The organism is Vibrio sp. 10N.261.55.C5 (genome assembly GCF_041470505.1).
Classification (GTDB): domain Bacteria; phylum Pseudomonadota; class Gammaproteobacteria; order Enterobacterales; family Vibrionaceae; genus Vibrio; species Vibrio crassostreae_C.
Window position 1 is genome coordinate 24,833 of record NZ_JBFRMS010000067.1, and the last position, 23,068, is coordinate 47,900.

The following is a 23,068-nucleotide window of genomic DNA, read 5'->3' on the forward strand; positions in this document are numbered from 1 at the left end:
GTTCAGTATAGAAGTGTTTTTACAAAATGAAGTGGCTTATTTAAAGCTAGGACAATGGTGATCGGCGCGCCATACCAATTGTCTTGAACCTTGCATTGTTTGTAATAAATCTCTACCTGACATTTGCGGGAATGCTAACAATACCTTGAGATCGAGAGGGGAGGTACCATCTTTCTCATAGGCTCTTACGTGAGTAAAAGTCGATTGTAAGTGTTTGAACAGCATAGTCTTAGTAAGACAAATTCCAAAGTTATCGCGTTTCATTGCCTTGTTTCCTTTTCAACAATGTTTATACGTTATGTTTGTTATCCTGTTTCTATTGGACGTTGCCACTGATCGATACTTCCTGCTCATCAATGTTTTATTATTGGGTGATGCTTTTATCAGTCACCTCTTCGTTGTCTGGCTAGCCGAGTTTGAAATAGCGATGGATGAATAGGGGAGAATACTTAATCCGTTTGTTCATCATTCGTAACGGCGAGCGTGCAACTTTTAGTTATAGATACGTCCAGCGAGCGAAGGGTTGTTGCTATTTTGTTAATCGAAGTTTCGATTCAAAGCGCGGTCTGAAAATCATGACCTATGGCTTAGCAACAATAAACTTCTTCATATGCAACCATTATAATTGTATTTATTTTAAACAACCTAAAAAACACCTAAAAGCTTAGTGATCTAGCTCAATATTTATTCGTTTATTTTGGTTTTTAAGCTAATCAGTCCTAAAAATGAACGATTAATCGAGATGAACAACGTAAAGGATTATCAATTAACAATCTGCTCAATTAACAATCTGCTCAATTATTTAGTTGAGTAGCAGTCACAAATTCACGTCCCTAGAAAGGTCATGCGATTAACTTGGTGTTAACATTGATCGTCTAACACTAGGGACGGTGGAATATGAAATGGAGCAGTATCAGTTTCCGTAAAAGGTTACTGATTATCATGACGGTCACTGGCCTCGTTGAACTTTTGATTCTTGCAGCGGCTGGTTTTTACTACATCAAACAATCTCAAGAACAAGAGATGGGTTTGAAAGCGTTAGGTGTTGCTGAATTTCTATCTGAATCGCCACTTGTCACCAGCATTATTCAAGAAAATGGAACGTTGGACCCTGATGGCGTTCCCTACGTTTTGTCTGAAAAAACCCAAGTTAAATTTCGTAACCTTACTCAGCTCATTGGCGCGGCGTTTATCGTTGTTGGAGATGATAAAGGTATCCGCCTGATTCACCCTTACGATGACAGGCTCGGCAAACCCATGCGTGGTGGCGATAACCAAAAAGCATTGGTATTGGGCGAGTCTTATGTGTCGACAGCCAAAGGATCGCTGGGTTTTTCAGTTCGTGGTAAATCCGCGGTAAAAGACACCCAAGGTACCGTTATTGGTGTGGTGTCAGTTGGTTACTTATTGGATTCGTTGCAAGATCGAATCGAACCTTACTTAGCCTTTTTGATTGTGATGGCGTTGCTGGTGGTTGCGGTCAACGCTTTGATTTCGAGTTATGTATCTCGCCGTTTTCAACGCGCTATTTTGGGCTTTGAGCCTGAAGAGATAGGCCGGTTGTATGTTGAGCTAGATGTAACCATGAGTACCGTGAAAGAGGGCATTCTGAGCATCGATAAGCACGGCATTTTACGTTCAATTAATAAGAGTGCCTGCGATATTTTATCGATAGACAGGGATAAAGCACTCAATCAACAGCGCCTTTCTGATGTATTGCCAGGCAGTGATTTAGAACAACTGCTATCAACCGGCGACACCGACCACGATGTTGAGTTGTATTTAAACAATAAGCGAATCATTGCTAACCGAAGCCCGATTATAGTGGCAGGTGAGGTGGTCGGGGCGGTATCGAGTTTCCGATTACGAGATGAAATCAACGATTTAACAGACCAGCTCTCACAAACCAAAGAGTATGCTGATCTATTGCGTTCACAAACCCACGAGCATCAAAACAAGCTCAACACCATCAGTGGCTTGATTCAGATGGGCGAGCTGGACTCTGTTCAACAATTGATTGGTCAAGAAACCGCTCATTACCAGAGCTTAATTGAGTTCTTAAGAGAGACGGTGAAAGACCCTCTTATTGCAGGCATGCTTTTAGGCAAAACAGAGCGAGCTCGAGAGATTGGGTTAGAGCTTAAAGTGGAAGAGGGATCAAGGCTTGAAGCTCTGCCTAGCTGGTTAAACGCGGATGACGTTGTCACAATTCTTGGCAACCTGATTGATAACGCCTTTGACGCCACCATGACGGCGATTAAGCAAGAGGGTCAAATTGCGCCAGCGCGTCGGGTTATTGAAGTTTCAATCAGTGATTTTGGTAATGAAATTATCGTAGAAGTAGAAGACAAAGGGTGCGGTTTGCCGAAAGAGTTGGCGACCAAAGCACTTACCGAAAAAGGCGTATCGAGCAAAGCGAAGCAAAATCGTGGTGTGGGTTTGTATCTGATAAAGCAGCTGGCAGACCGATATCAAGGGCAGCTTGAAATGGTCGACAACCACGATTTTGGCACGCGAATGACGGTTTATCTGCCAAAAGAAGAACAATAATTAAGCACGAAACGATCTTGCGAAGATCATCGTGACGGAAAAAGCATGGTTAAAGGAAGAACATAAATGAACGCAATCACGAGAGTCATGGTCATTGAAGATGATATTGCGATTGCAGAGCTACACCATCGTTATTTAGAACAGATGGGTGGCTTTGACGTGGTCGGCATTGCCACCACACAGTCTGAAGCGCTCATGCAACTGGACATCTTAAAACCTGATTTGGTGTTATTGGATGTGTATCTGCCGGACGGGTGTGGGCTCGATATTCTTAATCACGTAAGAGGGAGCAATCAAGGCTGCGACGTTATCTTGATTACTGCTGCTCGGGATGTCGATACGCTGCAGCAAGCAATGCGTGGTGGGGTGGTCGATTATCTATTGAAACCAGTAATGTTTCCTCGTTTGGAAGCAGCACTGAAAAAGTATCAGTCACAGTTACAAGAGTTCGAAAGCGTGTCTGATTTGAACCAAGGTTTGGTTGATAAGATGCTGCAAGCCAATGCCAAAGCGGACTCAGGAAAAGTATCAACCTTGCCCAAAGGAATTGATGGCGTAACGTTGGATAAGATCAGAGCCATTTTTCAGCAAGCTGATGCCGTTAATATTACCGCCGATGAAGCCGGAGAACGAATTGGTGCTAGCCGAACCACCGCCAGACGCTATTTAGAATTTTTGATTACCACTGGTGAGTTAGTCGCAGACTTAAATTACGGTACCGTAGGTCGCCCGGAGCGCTGCTACAACAAAGCGCAAAGATAAACACGACACCATCAAAATAAATATAAAGCCAGTTGAATAAGCTGGTTTTACCTTTTTCTCCCTTTCCTATTGCTCACTCCACCGACCAGATACCGTTCTTTCTTGACTACACTGTTTGAGAATGCCGATTTGCTTCTCCCTCGGGTCAAATGAACGGAACTATCGATTAGAATTTGTTCGAAATGAGTCAATATTTAATCGATTGCTTTCACAGTGGTTGATGTAAATCAAATAGTCATAGACAATACTGTCCCGAATAGAGGTGATAGCTTTCACCCTCGTTTACCAAACGCATTCTCAAATTTAATAGGCGCTTACTATTGATGTAATAGTTAAGACCTATTATCTATTTTCGTATGTCGCTGATACCTTTGGCGAATACTAAAAACCTTGTTTTTATAGGAAAGATGATGGTAATACCTGAAAACAGCAGCATCGTTATTTTTGGTGCGTCGGGAGATCTAACTTACCGCAAGTTAATTCCTGCTCTATACCACCTGTATGCTAGCAATCAACTACCAGAATCCTTTGCGATTCTTGGAGTGAGCCGTACTGAGTACAGCGATGAGTCTTACCGTGAGAAGCTGAAGAAGTCTCTTCAGGAAATGGAAAAAACTGAACCAGAGACGCTGAATGCATTTATTGAACATCTGCATTACCAAGCGATCAATACTTCAGATGTAGACGACTATGCTCGTTTAGCACAACGTCTAGACAAGCTTGAGCAAGACTACCAATTCGAAAACCATAACACATTGTTCTACTTGGCAACCCCGCCAAGCCTATACGGTGTGATTCCAGCAAACCTTGCTGCGCATGGCCTTAACGATGAATCGAACGGCTGGCGTCGTCTGATCATCGAAAAACCATTTGGTTACGACTTAGCATCAGCTCAAGCGTTGGATGAAGAGATCCATCATCACTTCCAAGAACACCAGATCTACCGTATCGACCATTACCTTGGTAAAGAGACGGTTCAAAACCTTCTAGTGCTTCGTTTCTCAAACGCGATGTTTGAACCACTGTGGAACCGTAACTTCATTGAATACGTTGAAATCACAGGTGCTGAGTTCCTTGGCGTTGAAGAGCGTGGCGGATACTACGACGGTTCTGGCGCAGTTCGCGACATGTTCCAAAACCACCTGCTGCAAGTGCTAGCGATGGTAGGTATGGAGCCGCCTGCACAAATTAACGCTGATTCTATTCGTGATGAAGTGGTTAAAGTGCTTCAGTGTCTGAAACCATTAGAAGAAGATGATCTGCGTAAAGACTTAGTATTAGGTCAGTACACAGCATCAGATGTTCGTGGTCAGCACCTACTAGGTTACCGTGAAGAGCATGGTGTAGCGGATGATTCTCGTACCGAGACTTACATCGGCTTGAAAGCTCACATCAATAACTGGCGTTGGAATGGTGTTCCTTTCTACGTACGTACAGGTAAACGCTTACCAACACGTGTGACTGAAATCGTGATTCACTTTAAGAACACGCCACACCCAGTATTTGGTCAAGATGCACCAGAGAACAAGCTGATTATCCGCATCCAACCGGATGAAGGTATTCAGATGAGCTTTGGTTTGAAAGAGCCAGGCGCAGGCTTCAAAGCAAAAGAAGTGAAAATGAACTTCTCTTACTCTGACTTGCCTGAAACTCAGATGCTGACGGCTTATGAGCGTCTTCTTCTTGATGCACTGAACGGTGATGCGACTCTGTTTGCACGTACCGATGCGGTAGAAGCATGTTGGAAGTACGTTCAACCAATCTTAGACTTCAAGCAAGATCCTCAAGCACTGTTTGGCTATGCTTGTGGTACTTGGGGCCCACAGGAAGCAGATGAACTTCTGCAACGTGATGGCCGCGCATGGCGTTTCCCATGCAAAAACTTAACAGACACGGATTACTGCGAACTATGATCAATCACAAGATCTTTGCAACGCCTGAACTGGTTGTTGAAAACCTAGCAAATGAAATGAAAGCATACAGCGAGCAGGGCAAACCTGTTCACATTTCACTGTCTGGTGGCAGCACGCCAAAAATGCTTTTCAAACTTTTAGCACAGGCGCCATACGCGGAAGGTATTCAATGGAATAACCTTCACTTCTGGTGGGGCGACGAACGTTGCGTTGTACCAGACGACGCTGAAAGCAATTTCGGTGAAGCAAACGCGCTCTTATTTTCAAAACTAAAAGAGTTTACTCAAGTAAACCTTCCTGCTGAAAACATCCACCGCATCCGTGGTGAAGATGAACCAAAAGCAGAAGCAGAGCGTTTCGCAAAAGAGATGGCAGACGTAATCCCAACAGAAAACGGCACGCCTGTATTCGATTGGATTCTGCTTGGTGTTGGCGCAGACGGCCACACAGCTTCACTATTCCCAGGTGCAACCAACTACCAAGATGAGAACCTATCTGTATTAGCTTCTCACCCTGAGTCTGGTCAAATCCGTGTTTCTAAAACAGCGAAAGTTTTAGAAGCAGCAAAACGAATCAGCTACCTAGTACTGGGTGCAGGTAAAGTTGAGATCGTTAAAGAAATTCATACAACTCCTGCTTCAGAACTGCCTTACCCGGCAGCGAAAATCCAGTCTAAAACTGGCGAAACAGAGTGGTTCTTAGATTCAAATGCAGCAAGTGCTATCGCATAAGTGCGAATAGCCGCAAGGAGATAAAATAATGAAAGGTGATATCGGTGTAATTGGCCTAGCAGTAATGGGTCAGAACCTTATCCTAAACATGAACGACCACGGCTTCAAAGTTGTGGCTCATAACCGTACTGCTGCTAAAGTAGACGAGTTCCTAGAAGGCCCAGCTAAAGGTACTAACATTGTTGGTGCTTACTCTCTAGAAGAGCTAGTTGAGAAGCTAGAAGCGCCACGTAAAGTGATGCTTATGGTTCGTGCTGGTGACGTTGTAGACACGTTCATCGAAAACCTAATCCCACTTCTAGACGAAGGCGACATCATCATTGATGGTGGTAACACTAACTACCCAGACACTAACCGTCGTGTAGTGCATTGTCGTGAGAAAGGCATCCACTTCATCGGTACTGGTGTATCTGGTGGTGAAGAAGGTGCTCGTTTCGGTCCTTCAATCATGCCAGGTGGTGCGGCTGAAGCTTGGGAAGCGGTTAAGCCAATCTTCCAAGGTATCTCGGCAAAAACTGACGCTGGTGAGCCTTGCTGTGACTGGGTTGGTAACGACGGTGCTGGTCACTTCGTTAAGATGGTACACAACGGCATCGAATACGGTGACATGCAGCTTATCACTGAAGCATACCAGTTCATGACAGATGGCCTAGGTATGTCTGCTGACGAGATGCAAGCAGTATTCGCTGACTGGAACAAGACTGAGCTAGACAGCTACCTAGTTGAAATCACTGCTGACATCCTTGGCTACAAAGATGAAGACGGTGAAGCGCTAGTTGAGAAGATCCTAGACACTGCAGGCCAAAAAGGTACGGGTAAGTGGACTGGTATCAACGCACTAGACCTAGGTATCCCACTAACACTGATCTCTGAGTCTGTATTCTCTCGTTGCCTGTCTGCTCTTAAAGACCAACGTGTTGAAGCTGAAGCTTTGTTTGAGAAGACAATCACTCCAGTTGAAGGCGACAAGCAAGAGTGGGTTGATGCACTACGTCAAGCTCTACTGGCTTCTAAGATCATCTCTTACGCTCAAGGTTTCATGCTAATGCGTGAAGCGTCGAACGAAAACGGCTGGGACCTAAACTACGGTAACGTAGCGCTAATGTGGCGTGGTGGTTGTATCATCCGTTCTGCATTCCTAGGCAACATACGTGATGCGTATGAAGCAAACCCAGACATCGCGTTCCTAGGTTCTGACGAGTACTTCAAAAACATCCTACAAGGCAGCCTAGTGGCATGGCGTAAAGTAGCAGCGAAATCTCTAGAGTCTGGTATCCCAATGCCATGTACGATTTCTGCGCTATCTTTCCTAGACGGTTACACAACTGCACGTCTACCAGCGAACCTGCTTCAAGCTCAACGTGACTACTTCGGTGCTCACACTTACGAGCGTACTGACCGTCCACGTGGTGAATTCTTCCACACAAACTGGACTGGTAAAGGCGGCGATACTGCTTCTACAACTTACGACGTATAATCGTTAGTTAGAATCAGTTAAGAACCTTGTTGTTCTTATTAGCTGTAAACTAGAAAACAAAAGGATGCCAACTGGCATCCTTTTTTGTTAGTTTGCGTATTTTTAGATGGTCACTTCAAACACACAACTAATTATCGCTTAGGCGGTCATGATATGTGGTTGTACATCGTCGTTGTATTGATCTCGAGTGGCCATAAAGCTGTCTAGGTTTTGTTTAGGCGCTTCAACCCACTCTGGGTCAAACATTGAACCAGTGTTTGCTTCTATATAGGCCATCACCTCATTCAGTGACCAAGCGTGTTTATAGGCTCTTTTACTCATTAACGCATCGAATACGTCTGCCAGTTAATAGCGTATGCGCTATTGCTTAACTAAAGTGCTGTTAATGATGATCTGGACGTTAAATAACCATTTTAAAATTAAATGAAAAGATAAATAGGATAACGCACATGCTTTATGCCATCATAAAGACATAAACAAGGGCAATGGAAATAATGCCCAAATGATTGAGCTAGAAATGGTCAGTGATGACGGTGTTCTAGAGTAAATTCAAGGCCTTTAGTTGCCTTGAAAAAGGTAATGTTATGACTGAAGAAGAAAGAATCGAACTGCAACAAAATAACCCGCTACACGGCTTAAAGCTTGAAACCATGATCACTGAATTAGTGGATCATTATGGTTGGGAAATTTTAGATGCGGCAATGCGTATGAACTGCTTTAACACTAAGCCTACAGTGGCAAGCGCAGTTAAATACCTGAAGAAAACCGAATGGGCTCGTGAGAAGGTTGAAAACTTCTACCTTTACCGTTTCAAGCGCATGCCTAAAGCATCGGACATCGAATACCAGATGCCTCCGCGTTCACGTACATTCCGCCATGGGCTAGAGCCTCGTGAGCCAATGGAACTAACGGTTGAGTCTATCCACGCTTCTCAAGCTAAAGCTGCGTCTGCATTTAAAGAGCGCCGTGGCGGTAACGGTCGTAATTTCCGTCGTTAACAAGAAGACGTCGCTAGAAAGAACCGTCGCTAAATAAGGCGTCGGCGATTAGCACGGCTAATTAGATAAGCGAAAAACACAAAAGGAGCCTATGAGCTCCTTTTTTAATTCGTTCGATTTAAACCGTAAATGGCTAAGCTTCGCGGTTCTTTCTTTGATTCTTCCAAAGATCGGTGACATAAACGATTGCACTGATAAGTAAGAATAGCGCTGACACAGAAAACAGAGCGGGCATTTTTAGGATCCACGCGAATGTGGCAGCAAGAAAAGCGACAAAGCAAATGAGTCGACTTGATGACATGACATGACCGAGTTTAGTGTTCATAACGCCTCCTAATGAAGTCTCACTTTCGACAGGAGAATTATCCTACCTTTGGCAAAATAAAGGCTAAAAAACAGTCTAAATTGTTATCAAATTTGCTAATTGAAGGACTCGTCTCACACATTTTGGCTTGGCTATTTTATAAGTAATAAAATAGCCAAATCGGTATGAGCAGGGTGGAGTCTTTTGGCTTTATCTTTTCAGTTGCAAGTCTTATTAAACCGAACGTCTAATTAGCATAGAAAAAGTAAGCGGTGATCAAAAAGCTCGCGATGATCACTGTGGTTCGAACATAGTGTTGAGGGATGCGGCGAGAGATTTTTGCTGAATAATAACCACCAACCAATGTACCCAATAATACAGCCATGCCAGACGGCCAATCAATCGAACCATTGACGATAAAAAATACGATCGCTGCGAGGGAAGCACACGCGGACACGAGCAGTTTGATGCCATTCATCACGTTGATGTTGGTGTAACCAGCCAGCGCCAAGTAGCTCAATGTCACAATGCCTAAGCCTGCATTAAAATAACCACCATAAACACACACGATCAAAAGCAATACAGCGGAAAAGAACGCCCCTGCGCTGGTGGCGTGCTTATGTTTAGCGGTTACTTTCTTTAGCCATTTGTTGAGAGTGCCACCAAAGGTAAAAAGCAGAGCGGCGAACAGTAATAACCAAGGTACGGATTGGGTAAATAGCGCTTCTGGCGTGTGTAGTAGTAAAAATGCACCAATGCCGCCGCCAATTACGCATAGCCCAACAACGAGCTTGAGTTGTTTGGTACCAGATTGAATTTCGTGGCGCAGTGCGTAAGCACCACTGATGTAACCAGCGCATGAAGCAAAGGTGTTGGTCGCGTTGGCTGCTATTGGTGGAACGCCAGCAAATAACAAAGCAGGGAAAGTGATGAAGCTGCCGCCACCCGCAATGGAGTTAAGCACACCGCCAACCACCCCTGATAAGAATAGAATCAACCAATCCATAGTTTTAGAATCCAATACGTTAACTAACTGGTTACCTTACTTGAATTTGTTATGAATATCAGCGCCATGTGTGTTGTAAAGATAGGTTTGTGAGTTTGCTACCATCTTTAACCGCTGGTTTTAATTGAGGCTTTAAATGAAAAAAGGAGCCAATGGCTCCTTTCGTTGAGGTTTAGTTGATTCGATAAAGCTTTACACTTCTACTGGCTTCGCTCTAAAACTCTTAAATAGTTTCACTAGAATCGGGCTAGACAGCACCAATACCGCCAGAATAGTGAAGGTCATCGTAATAGGGCGTTCCCATAAGAAGTTCAACTCACCATCGCTGATCATCAATGCTCGTCTTAAGTTCTCTTCCATCAAGCCGCCCAATATGAAGCCTAACAGTAATGGTGCCAATGGGAAGTTGGCTAGCCTTAATGCTATCGCAGCCATCGCTACCAGTAGCATCACAAATACGTCCATCGTGTTGAATGACACCAAGTACACGCCTGTGATTGAGAAGAAAATGATCATTGGCAGTAGTACCGTTCTTGGTACCGCTAGCAGTTTAGAGATATATGGGATCAACGGTAGGTTTAAGATAACCAGCACGATGTTGCCAAAGTACATCGAGATAATTACTGACCAAAATACATCTGGGTGTTCAACAAACAAGCGAGGACCCGGCTGAATACCGTAAGCGATTAGGGCGCCAAGCATGATTGCGGTAGTACCAGAGCCGGGAATACCAAGCGTCAGTAGCGGAACGAATGAACCACTTGAAGCTGCGTTGTTTGCTGATTCAGGAGCAACAAGACCACGAATACTGCCTTTACCAAACTCTTTCTGTTTGTCTTTTGGCGCAAGGCTACGTTCCATACCGTAGCTTAGAAATGCCGCAATAGTTGCACCTGCGCCCGGTAAAACACCCGTAAAGAAACCTAGAATAGAGGAGCGAATCGAAACTGGCGCCACTTCTTTGAACTCTTCTTTGGTAATTTTCATGCTACCAATATCAGCCATCTTTTGGCTTTCTTCGCCGCTAGTGTCTTTCTCCGGTTTCAAAATACCCATTAAAGTCTCACCTAAAGCGAAGGTTGCCATAGCAAGGAGTAGGAAACTAAAGCCATCCATCAGGTCTGTTAGACCAAATGTGAAACGTTCAACACCAACCCCTTTGTCGATACCAACAGTAGATAGCATCAAACCAAGAATGGTCATCATCCATGCCTTGATTACCTGACCTGGGCCCGCAAACGCCGCTACTGCCGATAAACCTAACAACATCAATGCGAAGTAGTCTGAAGACTGGAAGCTCAATGACACGCTTGCTAGAGCCGGTGCGGCAATCAAAAGCATGATTGCTGAAAGCGTACCGCCTGTGAAAGAAGAGTAAGCCGCGAGAGCAAGTGCTTTACCTGCTTGGCCTTTTTGAGCCATCGGGTAGCCGTCAAACGCGGTTACTACCGTTGAAGAACAACCCGGAGCATTGATTAAGATGGATGACGTCGAGCCACCAAATACAGCGCCGTAGTACACACCAGCCATCAAGATTAGGCCAGAAGAAGGATCTAGGCCGTATGTAATCGGGATCATCAACGCGATTGCTGAAATTGGACCGAGTCCCGGTAGCATTCCAATAAAGGTACCAACAAAACAGCCAACAATTACCATCATGATGTTCATTGGCATCACGGCGGTAGAAAGTCCTTGTAAAATTCCGTCTAACATAATGTTATCCCTACCAAAGAGTGAAGATTAAACCAGGCTCTAGGTAGATATCTAAGCCTTGAGTTAATAAAAGAAAGAACACGATAACGAAAGGAAACGACGCGCCAAATAAGACAGCTTTGCGGCGCTCACCCAGTAGGTAAAAGCCTGCAAGTAAGAAGAAGCTGGTTGCTAAAACAAAGCCAAGATAAGTCAGTCCAACACCGTACAGAGCCATTAACACCAAGAAGCCAATAAGCAGTTTCCAGTTCAGCGGCGTAGTGTCGCATGTAACTTTTTTATCCGGCTGTCCGGTTATAAGCAGGATCAACGAAAGGCCAACGCCGATAAACGTTAGCAGGATAGGTAAGGTTCTTGCTGTGAAGGGTTCGTACTCGTCACCGGGGAACAAAGGAATCAGCGTGGTTTGGTAGCCATAGCATAAACATGCAAGCATAAAGAGCATGGCTCCGATGCGATCCTTCGAAAGCAAAGATTCCTTACTCAGAAATTTGGTTGGTAAGTCCGACATATCCAACTCCATTTGGGGTGGTATAAAAAGTAAAAAAGCCGTACATGAGCGAGTCAATGAAATGTCTGGGATCACTAACCAAAGGTAAGCGAATTACGGTACTGGTTTATCAGCCACTTGCGTTTACAACGAATCGGCAAGCGTTAGTAATACGTCTACGAATAAACAAAGGAGTTTGAAGTTAACTCATGCACGGCGAAACAGGAAAGAGTAAGAGGGCACATAAGCCCTCTATGGTTGTTGGTTACTTCAAGAAACCAAGCTCACGCATTAGATCGCCCATCTGTTTTTCTTGGTCTTCTAGGAAGGCGTAAAAATCTTTGTCAGCTTTGTAGTTGTCGATCCAACCGTTACGGTCACGAACCACTTGCCACTCATCGGTTTTGTACATTTTGCCAAGAGCTTCGTTCCACTCGTCGATTTTTGCTTGGCTTGTACCCGGTGCCGCAAAGAAACCACGCCAGTTAGCAAATACTGTCTCGTTGCCGTATTCAGTCAGTGTAGGGATGTTAGGCGCGGCGTCAAGACGCTTTGGAGCCGTCACAGCAAGCACTTTTACTTGGCCAGATTTAGACATCTCTAGTACTTCACCAAGGCCCGTTGAAAGCAGCTGTGTTTCGCCAGAAAGCAGTGCCGCCATCGCTTTACCGCCAGCATCGTAGGCAATGTAACGTACTTTCTTCGCATCAAAACCTTCGCCTTTGAACGCTGCCGCTACTACAAGGTGGTCCATGCTGCCACGAGCTGAACCGCCAGCAATCTTCACTTTACGTGGGTTGGTTTCGAACTCTTTAACGACGTCTTCCCAAGTGTCGTACTTAGAATCCGCAGGAGCGACGATTGCGCCGTAATCGGCAATGGTTGCTGCTACCGGAGTTAGGTCACGGAAAGATTGAGGGAAGATACCTGTTAGTGAACGAACAACGATAGGCGTTGAGTTCACCATTAGCGTGTCTTCTTGGCGTTGTGCTGTTTCGATTAGGTGAGCAATCGCTTTACCGCCACCGCCACCAGACAGGTTTTGGAAAGAGACATTTTCTACGATGTCTGATTTCACCAATACATCACCCGTACCACGAGCCGTCATATCCCAACCGCCACCAGCGCCGCCAGGGATTAGGAAGTGGATTTTTTCTACGTCAGCAGCAAAAGTGTTGAAAGAAAAGGTTGCTGCGATGATAGAAGCCGCAAGAGTAGGTTTCAGTGCCTTGAACATGGTTCACGTTCCTTATGTAGGGGATCTCTTCAATGGAGAGAAACTTATGTTTTATTTCCAGCTACTAAACAGATGAGTAGGATATTGCTTAGCAGATGAAGCTAAAGTTAACGGTGTGTTAATGAAATGTCTGTAATGCGGCGATATTGAGAATAAAGAACATTGGATTAATATTGTTCATAAAGTTCACGGTAACGTGTTTTTGTCCATTTACTGTTGAATGATATCTGGATTCTAAAATCGTAGTTATTGTCTCAGAATGATTGAATTCATTGACAAAGGTTGGATTTAACTAGCGTTTTCTACTCGAGTGCATTGGTTGTTGGTCTATATTGTTAGATGTGACTACGATAACTATTTCTGCAAAAGAGTCAGGTGTATAGAGGTGTTAGATTTTAGATGTGGAATAATGAGTTACTATAGTTGATATGCAACTTAAGCGGTATTGATTGCGCTAGGCTGTTAACTTTGGAGTTGGCGATTATTCAAGGATGAAATAATGGCATTAAAAAAAATTTCGTTACGCTTTACCGTTGGAACAATGTTCATACTCGCGACTGTGCTAACGGCTGTGGTTGCGGTCTCTCTTCAATACTACTTCAGTAAAAAAATGGCGACGGAGAATACTCTGTCAAAGTTGACGATGGTATCTCATGACCTGAGTGATTATATCGGCGCGATTGACTCTGACGCAGCCAACACCGCGCGTTTACTTGCTACAGTGAAACTATCTATCAGTAACAAAATATCGAAAGAAGAGTCGCGTAGTATTCTTTCTGAAGCCATTAAAGATAACCCTCTCTTTTATAGTATTTACATTGGCTCATCCGATGAAAATTTCTTCCAAATTATTAACCTAGAATCTGCCCCTGTCGTTAGAGAAAAAATAGGAGCACAACAAACGGATCGTTGGGTTGTGGTTGAGATTCAAAATATAGGGCAGGAGCGAGTCCGGACAACGAAATACTTTGACCAAGAGTTTTCCCTCAGAAGCTCAACTACGGAGCAGAGCAACTACTTTCCAACGACCAGGCCTTGGTATGTTGCTGCCAATGTTCTGTCGGTCGAAAAAACTAAGCCATATCTTTTTCAGCATTTACAAATTACCGGACAAACTTATTCTTTAGCGTTTGAGTCGAAAATCGAATCTGAAATTCAACATGTGATTGGTATTGATATTGTGCTGTCTTCTTTGGCTAACAAATTATCAGGTACGGCGCTTGGATTAGCAGAAGATAGTAAGGTTGAGTCTTTCTTATATTCGAAATCGGGTAACATTATTGCGTCTAACCTCAAGGTTAATAATCAGGAATCGGAGTTTGATGTATCAAAACTGATGCTATCATCTGAGCAAAAAGCCTTGGTTAATGATACTCCTCCGCTTTTAGTGTCTAATCAAAATGATTGGGGGCCGATGGACTTTTCAGTGGCGGGAAGACCAGACGGCTATGCGATAGACCTTCTCAAAATGATTGGTGGTATGACTGGGATCAGGTTTGAATTTGTGAATGGTTTTTCTTGGGGAGAGCTTATTAATAAGTTTCAAGAAGGAACTATAGATGGGCTGCAATCGGTGCAAAATTATAAAAATAATGGCATAAGCGGCCTCTACACCACTCCAATCTATGATTTACCGTTTGCTATCGTGACCAGAGAAGACGCGAAGATTATTACTAATTATGCCGAGCTTGAGGATAAAAAAGTGGCCATTTTATCTGGGTGGTCAATTATTCCTAAGCTAAGGGAAGACTTTCCGAATATTGATTTAGTTGAGTTTGAAAACCTAGAGTCCGCATTTGATTCAATTGAAAGCGAAGAGAACTTTGCTTTCTTAGAAGCTGAACCCGTACTCTCGTTTGCATTAGATAGGTTTTTCCAACCAGGCCTTGTTGTAAATGGGGCTCTAGAAGATCTAAAACAGAACTACTCAAATCAATTCCATTTGGTGTTGCAGAGCAAGCATAAGCAATTGCTTCCAATTATTGACAAAGCTATCGGCAGGTTAAGTGATGAACAACTTGATACCTTAGCGAAAAAGTGGCTCCATGATACCGGCTTTAATACGAATACGACGGTTCCTTATATTGAACTTTATGATTTGACTAAGGAAGCAACGGTTGAAGGCAGTATGGTAAGGGTAGAGTTGAATGGCGAGATCAAGCATCTCTATTTAAAGAAAATAGACACGGGCGAACACTACTCTGAATATTTTGCGGTATTGATTCCCGAATCTGAAGTCTTCAGTACAGTCAATAAACGTCTAGCAACCTCTGTTGGTGTAACGGTGTTACTGATGAGTTTGACGCTGCCTATTGCTTGGGCTTTTGGTGCGCCGATAGTGCATCCAATTCGCCAATTAGAGGAAGAGACTCATAAGGTTAAGCTGCGTGATTATGACAACGTGACAATTCTTGATACTCGAATCAAAGAAGTGTGGGAATTATCTGTTGCCGTAAAAGATATGGCTATGGAGATTAAACGACATGAACAGATGCAAGAGGCGTTTGTTGAGTCGTTTATCAAGCTCATCGCTCAAGCGATCGATGATAAGTCCGCTTATACGGCAGGGCATTGTAATCGTGTACCAGAACTCGGCTTGATGTTGGCTGATGCAGTTGAGAAATCACAGTCCGATCATTTCAAAGATTTTGAGTTTAAAAATGATGATGAACGTCGTGAATTCAGAATTGCGGCTTGGCTTCACGATTGTGGCAAGATCACGATACCCGAACACATCGTCGATAAAGGTACGAAGCTAGAAGCGAACTACAACCGAATTCACGAGGTGAGAACTCGATTTGAAGTACTTTGGCGTGATGCGGAAATCACCGCTTTGAGAAAGCAACTTGAAGGTACGCTATCAACGCAGCAAATTGCAGATGAGTTTGCGACAACCAAACAACAGCTACAAGATGACTTTACTTTTATCGCGACATCGAACGTTGGTGGTGAATTCATGAGTGAAGACAAAGTCGCTCGTATTCACGCGATAGCTGAGACGACTTGGACGCGTAACTTTGATGATCAACTTGGTTTATCACCGATAGAGGCGTTGAACCGAGAACCGAGTGCAAGTTTACCTGCGACAGAGCCACTGTTAAGTGATAAACCTGAACATATAGTGAGAAGAGATAGGCCGTTAGAGTTTGACCCGAAACATAAAATCAAAATGGATGTACCTGAGCACTTATATAACCTAGGCGAAGTCTACAATCTGAGTATTGCACGCGGCACGTTGACTGCAGAAGACAGATTCAAGATAAACGAGCACATGCTTGGCACGATTAAGATGCTTGAGAATCTGCCATTCCCGAAAGAGCTAAGCCGTGTTCCTCGCTATGCTTCGACGCATCATGAAACACTCAAAGGTACGGGATATCCAAGGAAGCTGACTGGTGATGACCTTTCAATCCCAGAACGTATTCTGGTGATCTCCGATATTTTTGAGGCGTTAACTGCTGCGGATAGGCCTTATAAGAAGGCGAAGCCAATCAGTGTTGCTGTCGACATCATGTACAAAATGGCGTTGGACGAGCATCTCGATATCGAACTGTTTAGATTGTTCTTAACCAGCGGTACTCACCTGCGTTATGCAGAAGAGTATCTCAAACCGGAACAAATTGATTTCGTTGATATCAACAAATACCTAGAAGTTACTCGTCAGATAGCTTGATTAAAGGTTGGCTTGTTAGAACGGGTTCGATGAATGAAAGGCGCACATGAGTGCGCCTTTTTTATATCTGTTTATCGGTGAGCTGGTGGATAGATACGAAGGGGGCTGCTTTTGACAAGTTTCGGCTATAAGTTGTCGACATATCGATTTCAAATGATTTTAGGGTAGATAGGGGGTTAGTGACTCTTACTCTGATTAAATCGATAAATAACAGATGGTTGAGTTGTTTGTAGTGTCCTTTTGGATTAGTTTTAATCGTCTATGAAAAATACTACCTTAGTCTAAATTGTCGACAATTGGCTTGATTGTCGACAATTCAATCATGTATTTTATGTTCATGTTATGGAATTGTTGACAATTAAGGTTCAGCAAATAGAAGTGAGCAGCGTGAATATGAATACTGCGATAAAAGATCTCAGCTTAAATGCAAACACGAAAACACGTGTTAGCGATAAAGAGAACACTAAATCAGAAAATCTCACTGAGTATCTCGTTGAGGCGATTGTTAGCGGTGAATTACTACCGGGCAGTAAGATTTCGGAACCTGAATTGGCTAAACGCTTTGAAGTAAGTCGAGGTCCATTACGTGAAGCGATAATGCGAGTTGAAGGGCTTGGCCTAATAGAACGCATTCCACATGTTGGCGCGCGAGTGATTACTTTTTCGGCAGAAAAACTGCTAGAGCTTTACGCGGTGCGAGAGGCTTTGGAAGGCATGGCTGCTCGACTCGCAGCGAGACATATCACACAAGAAGAGCTTGTCGGGCTTGAAGGGTTATTGTCGACACATTCAAAGCATATCGATGAAGTAGAAGGTTCTTCTTACTTTCATCAACATGGGGATTTTGATTTCCATTACCGCATTATCAAAGCGAGTCGCAACAGCAAACTCATTTCGTTGTTGTGTGACGAGCTTTATCACTTATTACGCATGTATCGCTATCAATCACCTAGGGCGCAGTCTCGTCCAAAAGAGGCGCTAGATGAACACAAATACATTCTACAAGCGATCCGTAACCGTGATGAAGAGCTAGCAGAAATGCTTATGCGAAGACACATATCGGGAAGTCGACTGCTTATAGAACAACAAATCCAATCCAAAGATCTTGATTAACTGGCGACTGGTATCTGTCAGCGGGTCAGCGCTGGCGATAACCAAAAGCCGTAAGTCTTAAAGGTTAGCTAGAAATAAACAATTAACAGGGAGCGTCATTATGAAGTTATCAGCAGGAGCTAAGTTCCGACAAGCTGTGCAAGACAACGACCCATTGCAGATCGTCGGCACGGTCAATCCGTATTGCGCGATGATGGCAAAGAACTTGGGGCATCAGGCGATCTATTTGTCTGGTGGAGGTATCGCCAATGCGTCTTACGGTTTGCCTGATTTAGGTATCACCACATTGAACGATGTGTTGGTAGATGTTGAACGTATTACCAACGCGTGTGATCTGCCATTGCTGGTGGATATCGATACGGGATTTGGTGGCGCATTCAATATTGCACGTACGATTCGCGCTATGGAGAAGGCAGGCGCAGCAGCAATCCATATGGAAGACCAAGTGGCCCAGAAACGCTGTGGTCATCGACCAAATAAAGCGATTGTAAGTCAGCAAGAGATGGTCGATAGAGTCAAAGCGGCAACCGATGCTAGAACCGATGAAAGCTTTGTGATTATGGCACGTACGGATGCATTGGCGGTTGAAGGCATTGATAGCGCAATTGAGCGAGCGATAGCTTGTGTTGAAGCGGGCGCAGACATGATCTTCCCTGAGGCGATGAATCAACTCGATCAATACGTGAAGTTCTCGGCAGCGCTGAAATCAGCAACGGGCAAGCACGTGCCTATTCTTGCGAACATCACTGAATTTGGCCAAACACCACTCTACAGCTGTAACGAGTTAGCCCAATCAAGTGTCGACATGGTGCTTTATCCATTGAGTGCGTTCCGTGCGATGAACAAAGCGGCGGAGAATGTTTACAAGCACTTGCTAGTTGAAGGCAATCAAGAAGCTCTGTTGGATTCAATGCAAACCCGTAAGGAGCTTTACGAACACCTTAATTACCACGACTACGAAAACAAGCTTGATCAGTTGTTTTCAAGTGAAGGGTAAACCAGTTTCAATTAATCAAAAATCAACTTAATCCAATAACGTGAAATGGTTAGTCGCCATATCCAGTACCGATCATAAAGATCATCGGACATATAAACAGGCAGCACCAAAGAGTGCAGGCGGCTAACACAGAAAAGGAGTTCACCATGTCTGTATCTTTGAGTGATAAAGCAGCTGTCGAAAAGGCTTCAACAGAAAACCAACAACAAAGCGAAAAACCCGAAATCAAACCAGCTAGCGCACCTGCAATCGGTGGTGCTGGTCTACGTGGGCAGAGTGCGGGAACCACGGCGCTATGTACGGTAGGCCAGTCAGGAACGGGTTTGACCTACCGTGGCTATGACATAACCGACCTTGCTAATCATGCTCAGTTCGAAGAAGTGGCGCATCTGTTACTAAGAGGTCATTTGCCCAGTGAAAAAGAGTTAGACGATTACAAAACGTTGTTGATTGGTTTGCGCGGCTTGCCTCAACCTTTGAAAGCAGCACTAGAGCTTATCCCTGTAGACGCTCATCCAATGGATGTGATGAGAACGGGTTGTTCAATGCTAGGTAATCTAGAGCAAGAGTCAGATTTTTCTGAGCAACTGTCTGCGACTGAGCGAATGCTCGCGCTTTTCCCTGCGATTATTTGTTACTGGTATCGCTTTAGCCATGATGGCGTGCGCATTGACACTGAAGATCAAAGCGAAGCGTGTCTGGGTGGCTACTTCTTGAAGATGTTAACGGATAAAGCGCCGAGTGAACTTCACAAGAAGGTAATGCACTGCTCGCTCACCCTGTATGCGGAACATGAGTTTAATGCCTCTACTTTTGCCGCTCGTGTGTGTGCATCAACGCTGTCGGATATCCATTCGTGCGTTACAGCAGCAATTGGCACACTAAGAGGCCCGCTGCATGGTGGTGCGAATGAAGCGGCGATGGAAATGATCCAAGATTGGAAATCCGCTGATGAAGCAGAAACTAACATCATGCAGATGCTTGCTAACAAAGACAAAATCATGGGCTTCGGTCATGCCATTTATCGTGAAAGCGACCCACGAAATGCTCTAATCAAGCGTTGGTCAAAAGAGCTAGCTCAAGAGGTCGGTGATAAACAGCTTTACGCCGTTTCAGAACGTGTTGAAGCGGTTATGAAGCGCGAGAAAGGCTTGTTCTGTAATGCTGACTTCTTCCATGCATCGGCATATCACTTCATGGACATCCCAACCAAATTGTTTACTCCGATCTTTGTGATGAGCCGCCTTACAGGTTGGACGGCGCATGTGTTCGAACAAAGAGAAAACAATCGCATCATTCGCCCAAGCGCAGACTACACTGGGCCAGAGCATCAAGACTGGCTACCAATCCATTTACGTTAGTCCTCTATATCGAGTCGACTTATATCTCGAGCTGACTTTTCTCTTCATGTGATAAGGCCTCGAGAACCAACGAATAGAATTTAACAGATAATGGTGGATGTATGTCTGATGTAAAACTTAAAAGCAACCAAGATCTTGATGAAAACAAGTATCGAAAGGTTCTACCGGGAACGGGTTTAGAATATTTCGATGCTTGCGAAGCGGTAGAAGCGATATCTCCGGGCAGTTATAAAACCTTGCCTTATACGTCGAGAGTATTGGCAGAGCAATTAGTAAGACGTTGTGATCCAGCTGCACTTGAAGATAGCTTAAAACAGATCATCGAGCGTAAGAGCGACTTAGATTTTCCTTGGTATCCAGCACGTGTCGTGTGTCATGACATTTTGGGTCAAACCGCTTTAGTAGATTTAGCTGGCTTACGAGATGCGATTGCCGACCAAGGCGGAGACCCTGCCAAGGTGAACCCCGTTGTCGAAACCCAACTGATTGTTGATCACTCTTTAGCTGTGGAACATGCAGGCTTTGATAGTGAAGCCTTTGATAAAAACCGTGCGATTGAAGAACGCAGAAACGAAGATCGTTTTCATTTTATTGACTGGTGTAAAATCGCGTTTAAAAACGTGAGTGTGATTCCCGCAGGTAACGGGATCATGCACCAGATTAACTTGGAAAAAATGTCTCCAGTCATTCAATCTAAAGAAGGCATCGCGTTTCCGGATACTTGTGTCGGCACAGACAGCCATACACCGCACGTAGATGCGCTGGGCGTTATTGCGATCGGTGTGGGCGGCTTGGAAGCTGAGACAGTGATGCTCGGTCGCCCGTCAATGATGCGTTTGCCTGATATTGTGGGCGTTAAACTGACTGGTCAACGACAAGAAGGGATAACCGCAACGGATATTGTGCTCGCAATAACGGAGTTCCTTCGCAATGAGAGAGTGGTTTCAAGCTATTTGGAATTCTTCGGTGAAGGCGCGCGTGCACTGACCATTGGTGACCGTGCGACTATATCTAACATGACGCCAGAATACGGCGCGACTGCGGGTATGTTCTATATCGATGAACAGACCATACAATACCTAAAGCTGACAGGACGCGAGCCTGAACAGGTTGAGTTAGTTGAGCTATACGCTAAGCAAACTGGCTTATGGGCCGATGATTTAGATTCCGCTCAATACGAACGTGTGCTTGAGTTTGATTTGTCTAAAGTTGAGCGCAACCTTGCAGGGCCATCCAATCCACATCGTCGTTTACCAACCAGTGAACTTGCCAAACAAGGTATCAGTCAAACATCTTGGAAAGAGCAGCATGCTAAGCAGTACAGGGATGATCAGATGCCTGATGGTGCCGTAATCATCGCAGCGATTACCTCTTGTACTAACACCAGTAATCCAAGAAATGTGGTCGCCGCAGCATTGGTGGCTAAGAAAGCCAATCAGCTTGGATTAGTTCGTAAACCGTGGGTGAAAACGTCATTTGCGCCAGGCTCAAAAGTTGCCAAGCTTTATCTTGAGTCCGCCGGTTTGTTGCCTGAACTGGAAAAACTAGGCTTCGGTATCGTCGGTTATGCGTGCACAACCTGTAATGGAATGAGTGGTGCGTTGGATCCTAAAATTCAACAAGAGATCATCGACCGTGACCTATATTCAACCGCTGTGCTATCGGGGAATCGAAACTTCGATGGTCGAATTCACCCTTATGCCAAACAAGCGTTTTTAGCATCACCGCCATTGGTCGTCGCTTATGCCTTAGCAGGTACGATTCGCTTTGATATCGAAAAAGACAGCTTAGGTACAGACAGCAACGGAAAATCGATCTATTTAAGTGACTTGTGGCCGAGTGATGCAGAGATCGATGCCGTTGTCGGTGAGCATGTTAAGCCTCAGCAATTCCAACAAATCTACGTGAAAATGTTGCAGCCAGACGAGGAACAGGTGACGACTGAACCGCTTTATGATTGGCGACCTCAAAGTACCTATATTCGCAGACCACCTTATTGGGAAGGGGCTCTTGCGGGAGAACGAAGCCTATCTGGTATGAGACCTTTAGCGATTCTGGGTGACAACATCACCACAGATCACTTATCCCCTTCAAATGCGATTCTCGCTTCGAGTGCTGCGGGGGAATACCTCACCAAAATGGAAGTTCCGGAAGAGGACTTTAACTCTTACGCGACCCATCGAGGTGATCACTTAACCGCGCAACGAGCAACATTCGCCAACCCTAAGCTGTATAACGAAATGGTTAAGGACGCTGGAGAAGTCGTGCAAGGTTCACTAGCAAGAGTTGAACCCGAAGGTCAAGTTACGCGAATGTGGGAAGCGATAGAAACCTACATGAACCGTAAACAGCCTTTGATTGTCGTGGCGGGTGCGGATTATGGACAAGGTTCATCACGTGACTGGGCTGCCAAAGGTGTGCGTTTAGCGGGTGTTGAAGTGATTGTTGCCGAAGGCTTTGAACGAATCCACAGAACCAACTTAGTTGGAATGGGTGTGTTGCCTTTGCAGTTTAAAGCGGGAACCAATCGCAATACCTTAGAACTGGACGGCACCGAGCTTTACGACGTGTACGGCGACATTGAAGCAGGGTCTGATTTGGCTCTAGTCATCACTCGTAAAAACGGTGACAAGCTGGATGTTCCTGTGACCTGCCGACTAGACACGGCAGACGAAGTGAATGTGTACAGCGCTGGTGGCGTATTGCAACGTTTCGCAAAAGACTTTCTCGCACAGTAGGAGCT

The 23,068-nt window shown here is 44.6% G+C and carries 17 protein-coding genes and 1 pseudogene; 11 read left to right on the plus strand and 7 right to left on the minus strand.

Going from position 1 to position 23,068, the window contains the following annotated elements; all coding sequences use genetic code 11:
• Positions 1-36: 36 nt before the first annotated feature.
• On the minus strand, positions 37-264 hold the full coding sequence (locus AB4263_RS21785) for a hypothetical protein (RefSeq protein WP_009846577.1): 228 nt from the start codon (positions 262-264) through the stop codon (positions 37-39).
• Positions 265-897: 633 nt separating this feature from the next.
• Here AB4263_RS21785 and AB4263_RS21790 point away from each other — a divergent pair.
• The 5 genes from AB4263_RS21790 to gnd all read left to right on the plus strand — a co-directional run bounded on the left by AB4263_RS21790 (position 898) and on the right by gnd (position 7,433).
• A complete protein-coding gene (locus AB4263_RS21790) occupies positions 898-2,550 on the plus strand; it encodes an ATP-binding protein (RefSeq protein ID WP_372098886.1) in 1,653 nt (550 codons plus the stop codon).
• Positions 2,551-2,616: 66 nt separating this feature from the next.
• Entirely contained in the window at positions 2,617-3,312 is a 696-nt protein-coding gene (locus AB4263_RS21795) for a response regulator (RefSeq protein ID WP_017059715.1), read from the plus strand.
• Positions 3,313-3,722: 410 nt separating this feature from the next.
• Positions 3,723-5,225, plus strand: coding sequence for a glucose-6-phosphate dehydrogenase (gene zwf, locus AB4263_RS21800; protein WP_017059714.1), 1,503 nt, complete (start codon positions 3,723-3,725; stop codon positions 5,223-5,225).
• Positions 5,222-5,956 carry a 6-phosphogluconolactonase gene (gene pgl / locus AB4263_RS21805; RefSeq protein ID WP_017066266.1) on the plus strand — a complete coding sequence of 245 codons (735 nt, stop codon included), beginning with the start codon at positions 5,222-5,224 and terminating at the stop codon, positions 5,954-5,956. The genes zwf and pgl overlap by 4 nt, the downstream gene beginning before the upstream one ends.
• Before the next feature lie 28 nt (positions 5,957-5,984).
• Positions 5,985-7,433, plus strand: coding sequence for a decarboxylating NADP(+)-dependent phosphogluconate dehydrogenase (gene gnd / locus AB4263_RS21810; protein WP_372098887.1), 1,449 nt, complete (start codon positions 5,985-5,987; stop codon positions 7,431-7,433).
• 138 nt (positions 7,434-7,571) lie between these two features.
• On the opposite strand, the pseudogene AB4263_RS21815 reads toward gnd, so the two are convergent.
• A pseudogene (locus tag AB4263_RS21815) lies at positions 7,572-7,778 on the minus strand (metal-dependent phosphohydrolase); the annotation flags it as partial.
• A 239-nt stretch (positions 7,779-8,017) separates the two neighbouring features.
• Here AB4263_RS21815 and AB4263_RS21820 point away from each other — a divergent pair.
• Positions 8,018-8,431, plus strand: a complete 414-nt coding sequence (locus AB4263_RS21820) for a VF530 family DNA-binding protein (RefSeq protein ID WP_010438513.1) — start codon at positions 8,018-8,020, stop codon at positions 8,429-8,431.
• A gap of 133 nt (positions 8,432-8,564) precedes the next feature.
• Here AB4263_RS21820 and AB4263_RS21825 read toward each other — a convergent pair whose 3' ends face one another.
• The 5 genes from AB4263_RS21825 to AB4263_RS21845 all read right to left on the minus strand — a co-directional run bounded on the left by AB4263_RS21825 (position 8,565) and on the right by AB4263_RS21845 (position 13,181).
• A complete protein-coding gene (locus AB4263_RS21825) occupies positions 8,565-8,756 on the minus strand; it encodes a hypothetical protein (protein ID WP_123283324.1) in 192 nt (63 codons plus the stop codon).
• Between the two features lie 226 nt (positions 8,757-8,982).
• Positions 8,983-9,741, minus strand: a complete 759-nt coding sequence (locus AB4263_RS21830) for a sulfite exporter TauE/SafE family protein (RefSeq protein WP_102333369.1) — start codon at positions 9,739-9,741, stop codon at positions 8,983-8,985.
• 192 nt (positions 9,742-9,933) lie between these two features.
• Complete coding sequence (locus AB4263_RS21835; RefSeq protein ID WP_372098888.1) at positions 9,934-11,454, minus strand: tripartite tricarboxylate transporter permease; 1,521 nt, start codon at positions 11,452-11,454, stop codon at positions 9,934-9,936.
• A 10-nt stretch (positions 11,455-11,464) separates the two neighbouring features.
• Positions 11,465-11,965 (minus strand): tripartite tricarboxylate transporter TctB family protein, encoded by a 501-nt coding sequence (locus tag AB4263_RS21840; protein ID WP_372098889.1) that lies wholly within the window; start codon positions 11,963-11,965, stop codon positions 11,465-11,467.
• A 244-nt stretch (positions 11,966-12,209) separates the two neighbouring features.
• Entirely contained in the window at positions 12,210-13,181 is a 972-nt protein-coding gene (locus tag AB4263_RS21845) for a tripartite tricarboxylate transporter substrate binding protein (protein WP_136974310.1), read from the minus strand.
• 499 nt (positions 13,182-13,680) lie between these two features.
• Here AB4263_RS21845 and AB4263_RS21850 point away from each other — a divergent pair, with 499 nt between their 5' ends.
• The 5 genes from AB4263_RS21850 (at position 13,681) to acnD (ending at position 23,063) form a co-directional block, all read left to right on the plus strand.
• The gene (locus AB4263_RS21850) at positions 13,681-16,854 is read left to right on the plus strand and encodes an HD domain-containing phosphohydrolase (RefSeq protein ID WP_372098890.1); all 3,174 of its coding nucleotides are present in this window, start codon (positions 13,681-13,683) and stop codon (positions 16,852-16,854) included.
• Between the two features lie 393 nt (positions 16,855-17,247).
• Positions 17,248-17,967 (plus strand): GntR family transcriptional regulator, encoded by a 720-nt coding sequence (locus AB4263_RS21855; RefSeq protein WP_102428969.1) that lies wholly within the window; start codon positions 17,248-17,250, stop codon positions 17,965-17,967.
• Positions 17,968-18,067: 100 nt separating this feature from the next.
• Positions 18,068-18,964 (plus strand): methylisocitrate lyase, encoded by an 897-nt coding sequence (prpB, locus tag AB4263_RS21860; RefSeq protein ID WP_017062292.1) that lies wholly within the window; start codon positions 18,068-18,070, stop codon positions 18,962-18,964.
• 146 nt (positions 18,965-19,110) lie between these two features.
• On the plus strand, positions 19,111-20,325 hold the full coding sequence (gene prpC, locus AB4263_RS21865) for a 2-methylcitrate synthase (protein ID WP_372098891.1): 1,215 nt from the start codon (positions 19,111-19,113) through the stop codon (positions 20,323-20,325).
• Positions 20,326-20,426: 101 nt separating this feature from the next.
• Positions 20,427-23,063, plus strand: coding sequence for a Fe/S-dependent 2-methylisocitrate dehydratase AcnD (gene acnD / locus AB4263_RS21870; RefSeq protein WP_372098892.1), 2,637 nt, complete (start codon positions 20,427-20,429; stop codon positions 23,061-23,063).
• Positions 23,064-23,068 lie beyond the last annotated feature (5 nt).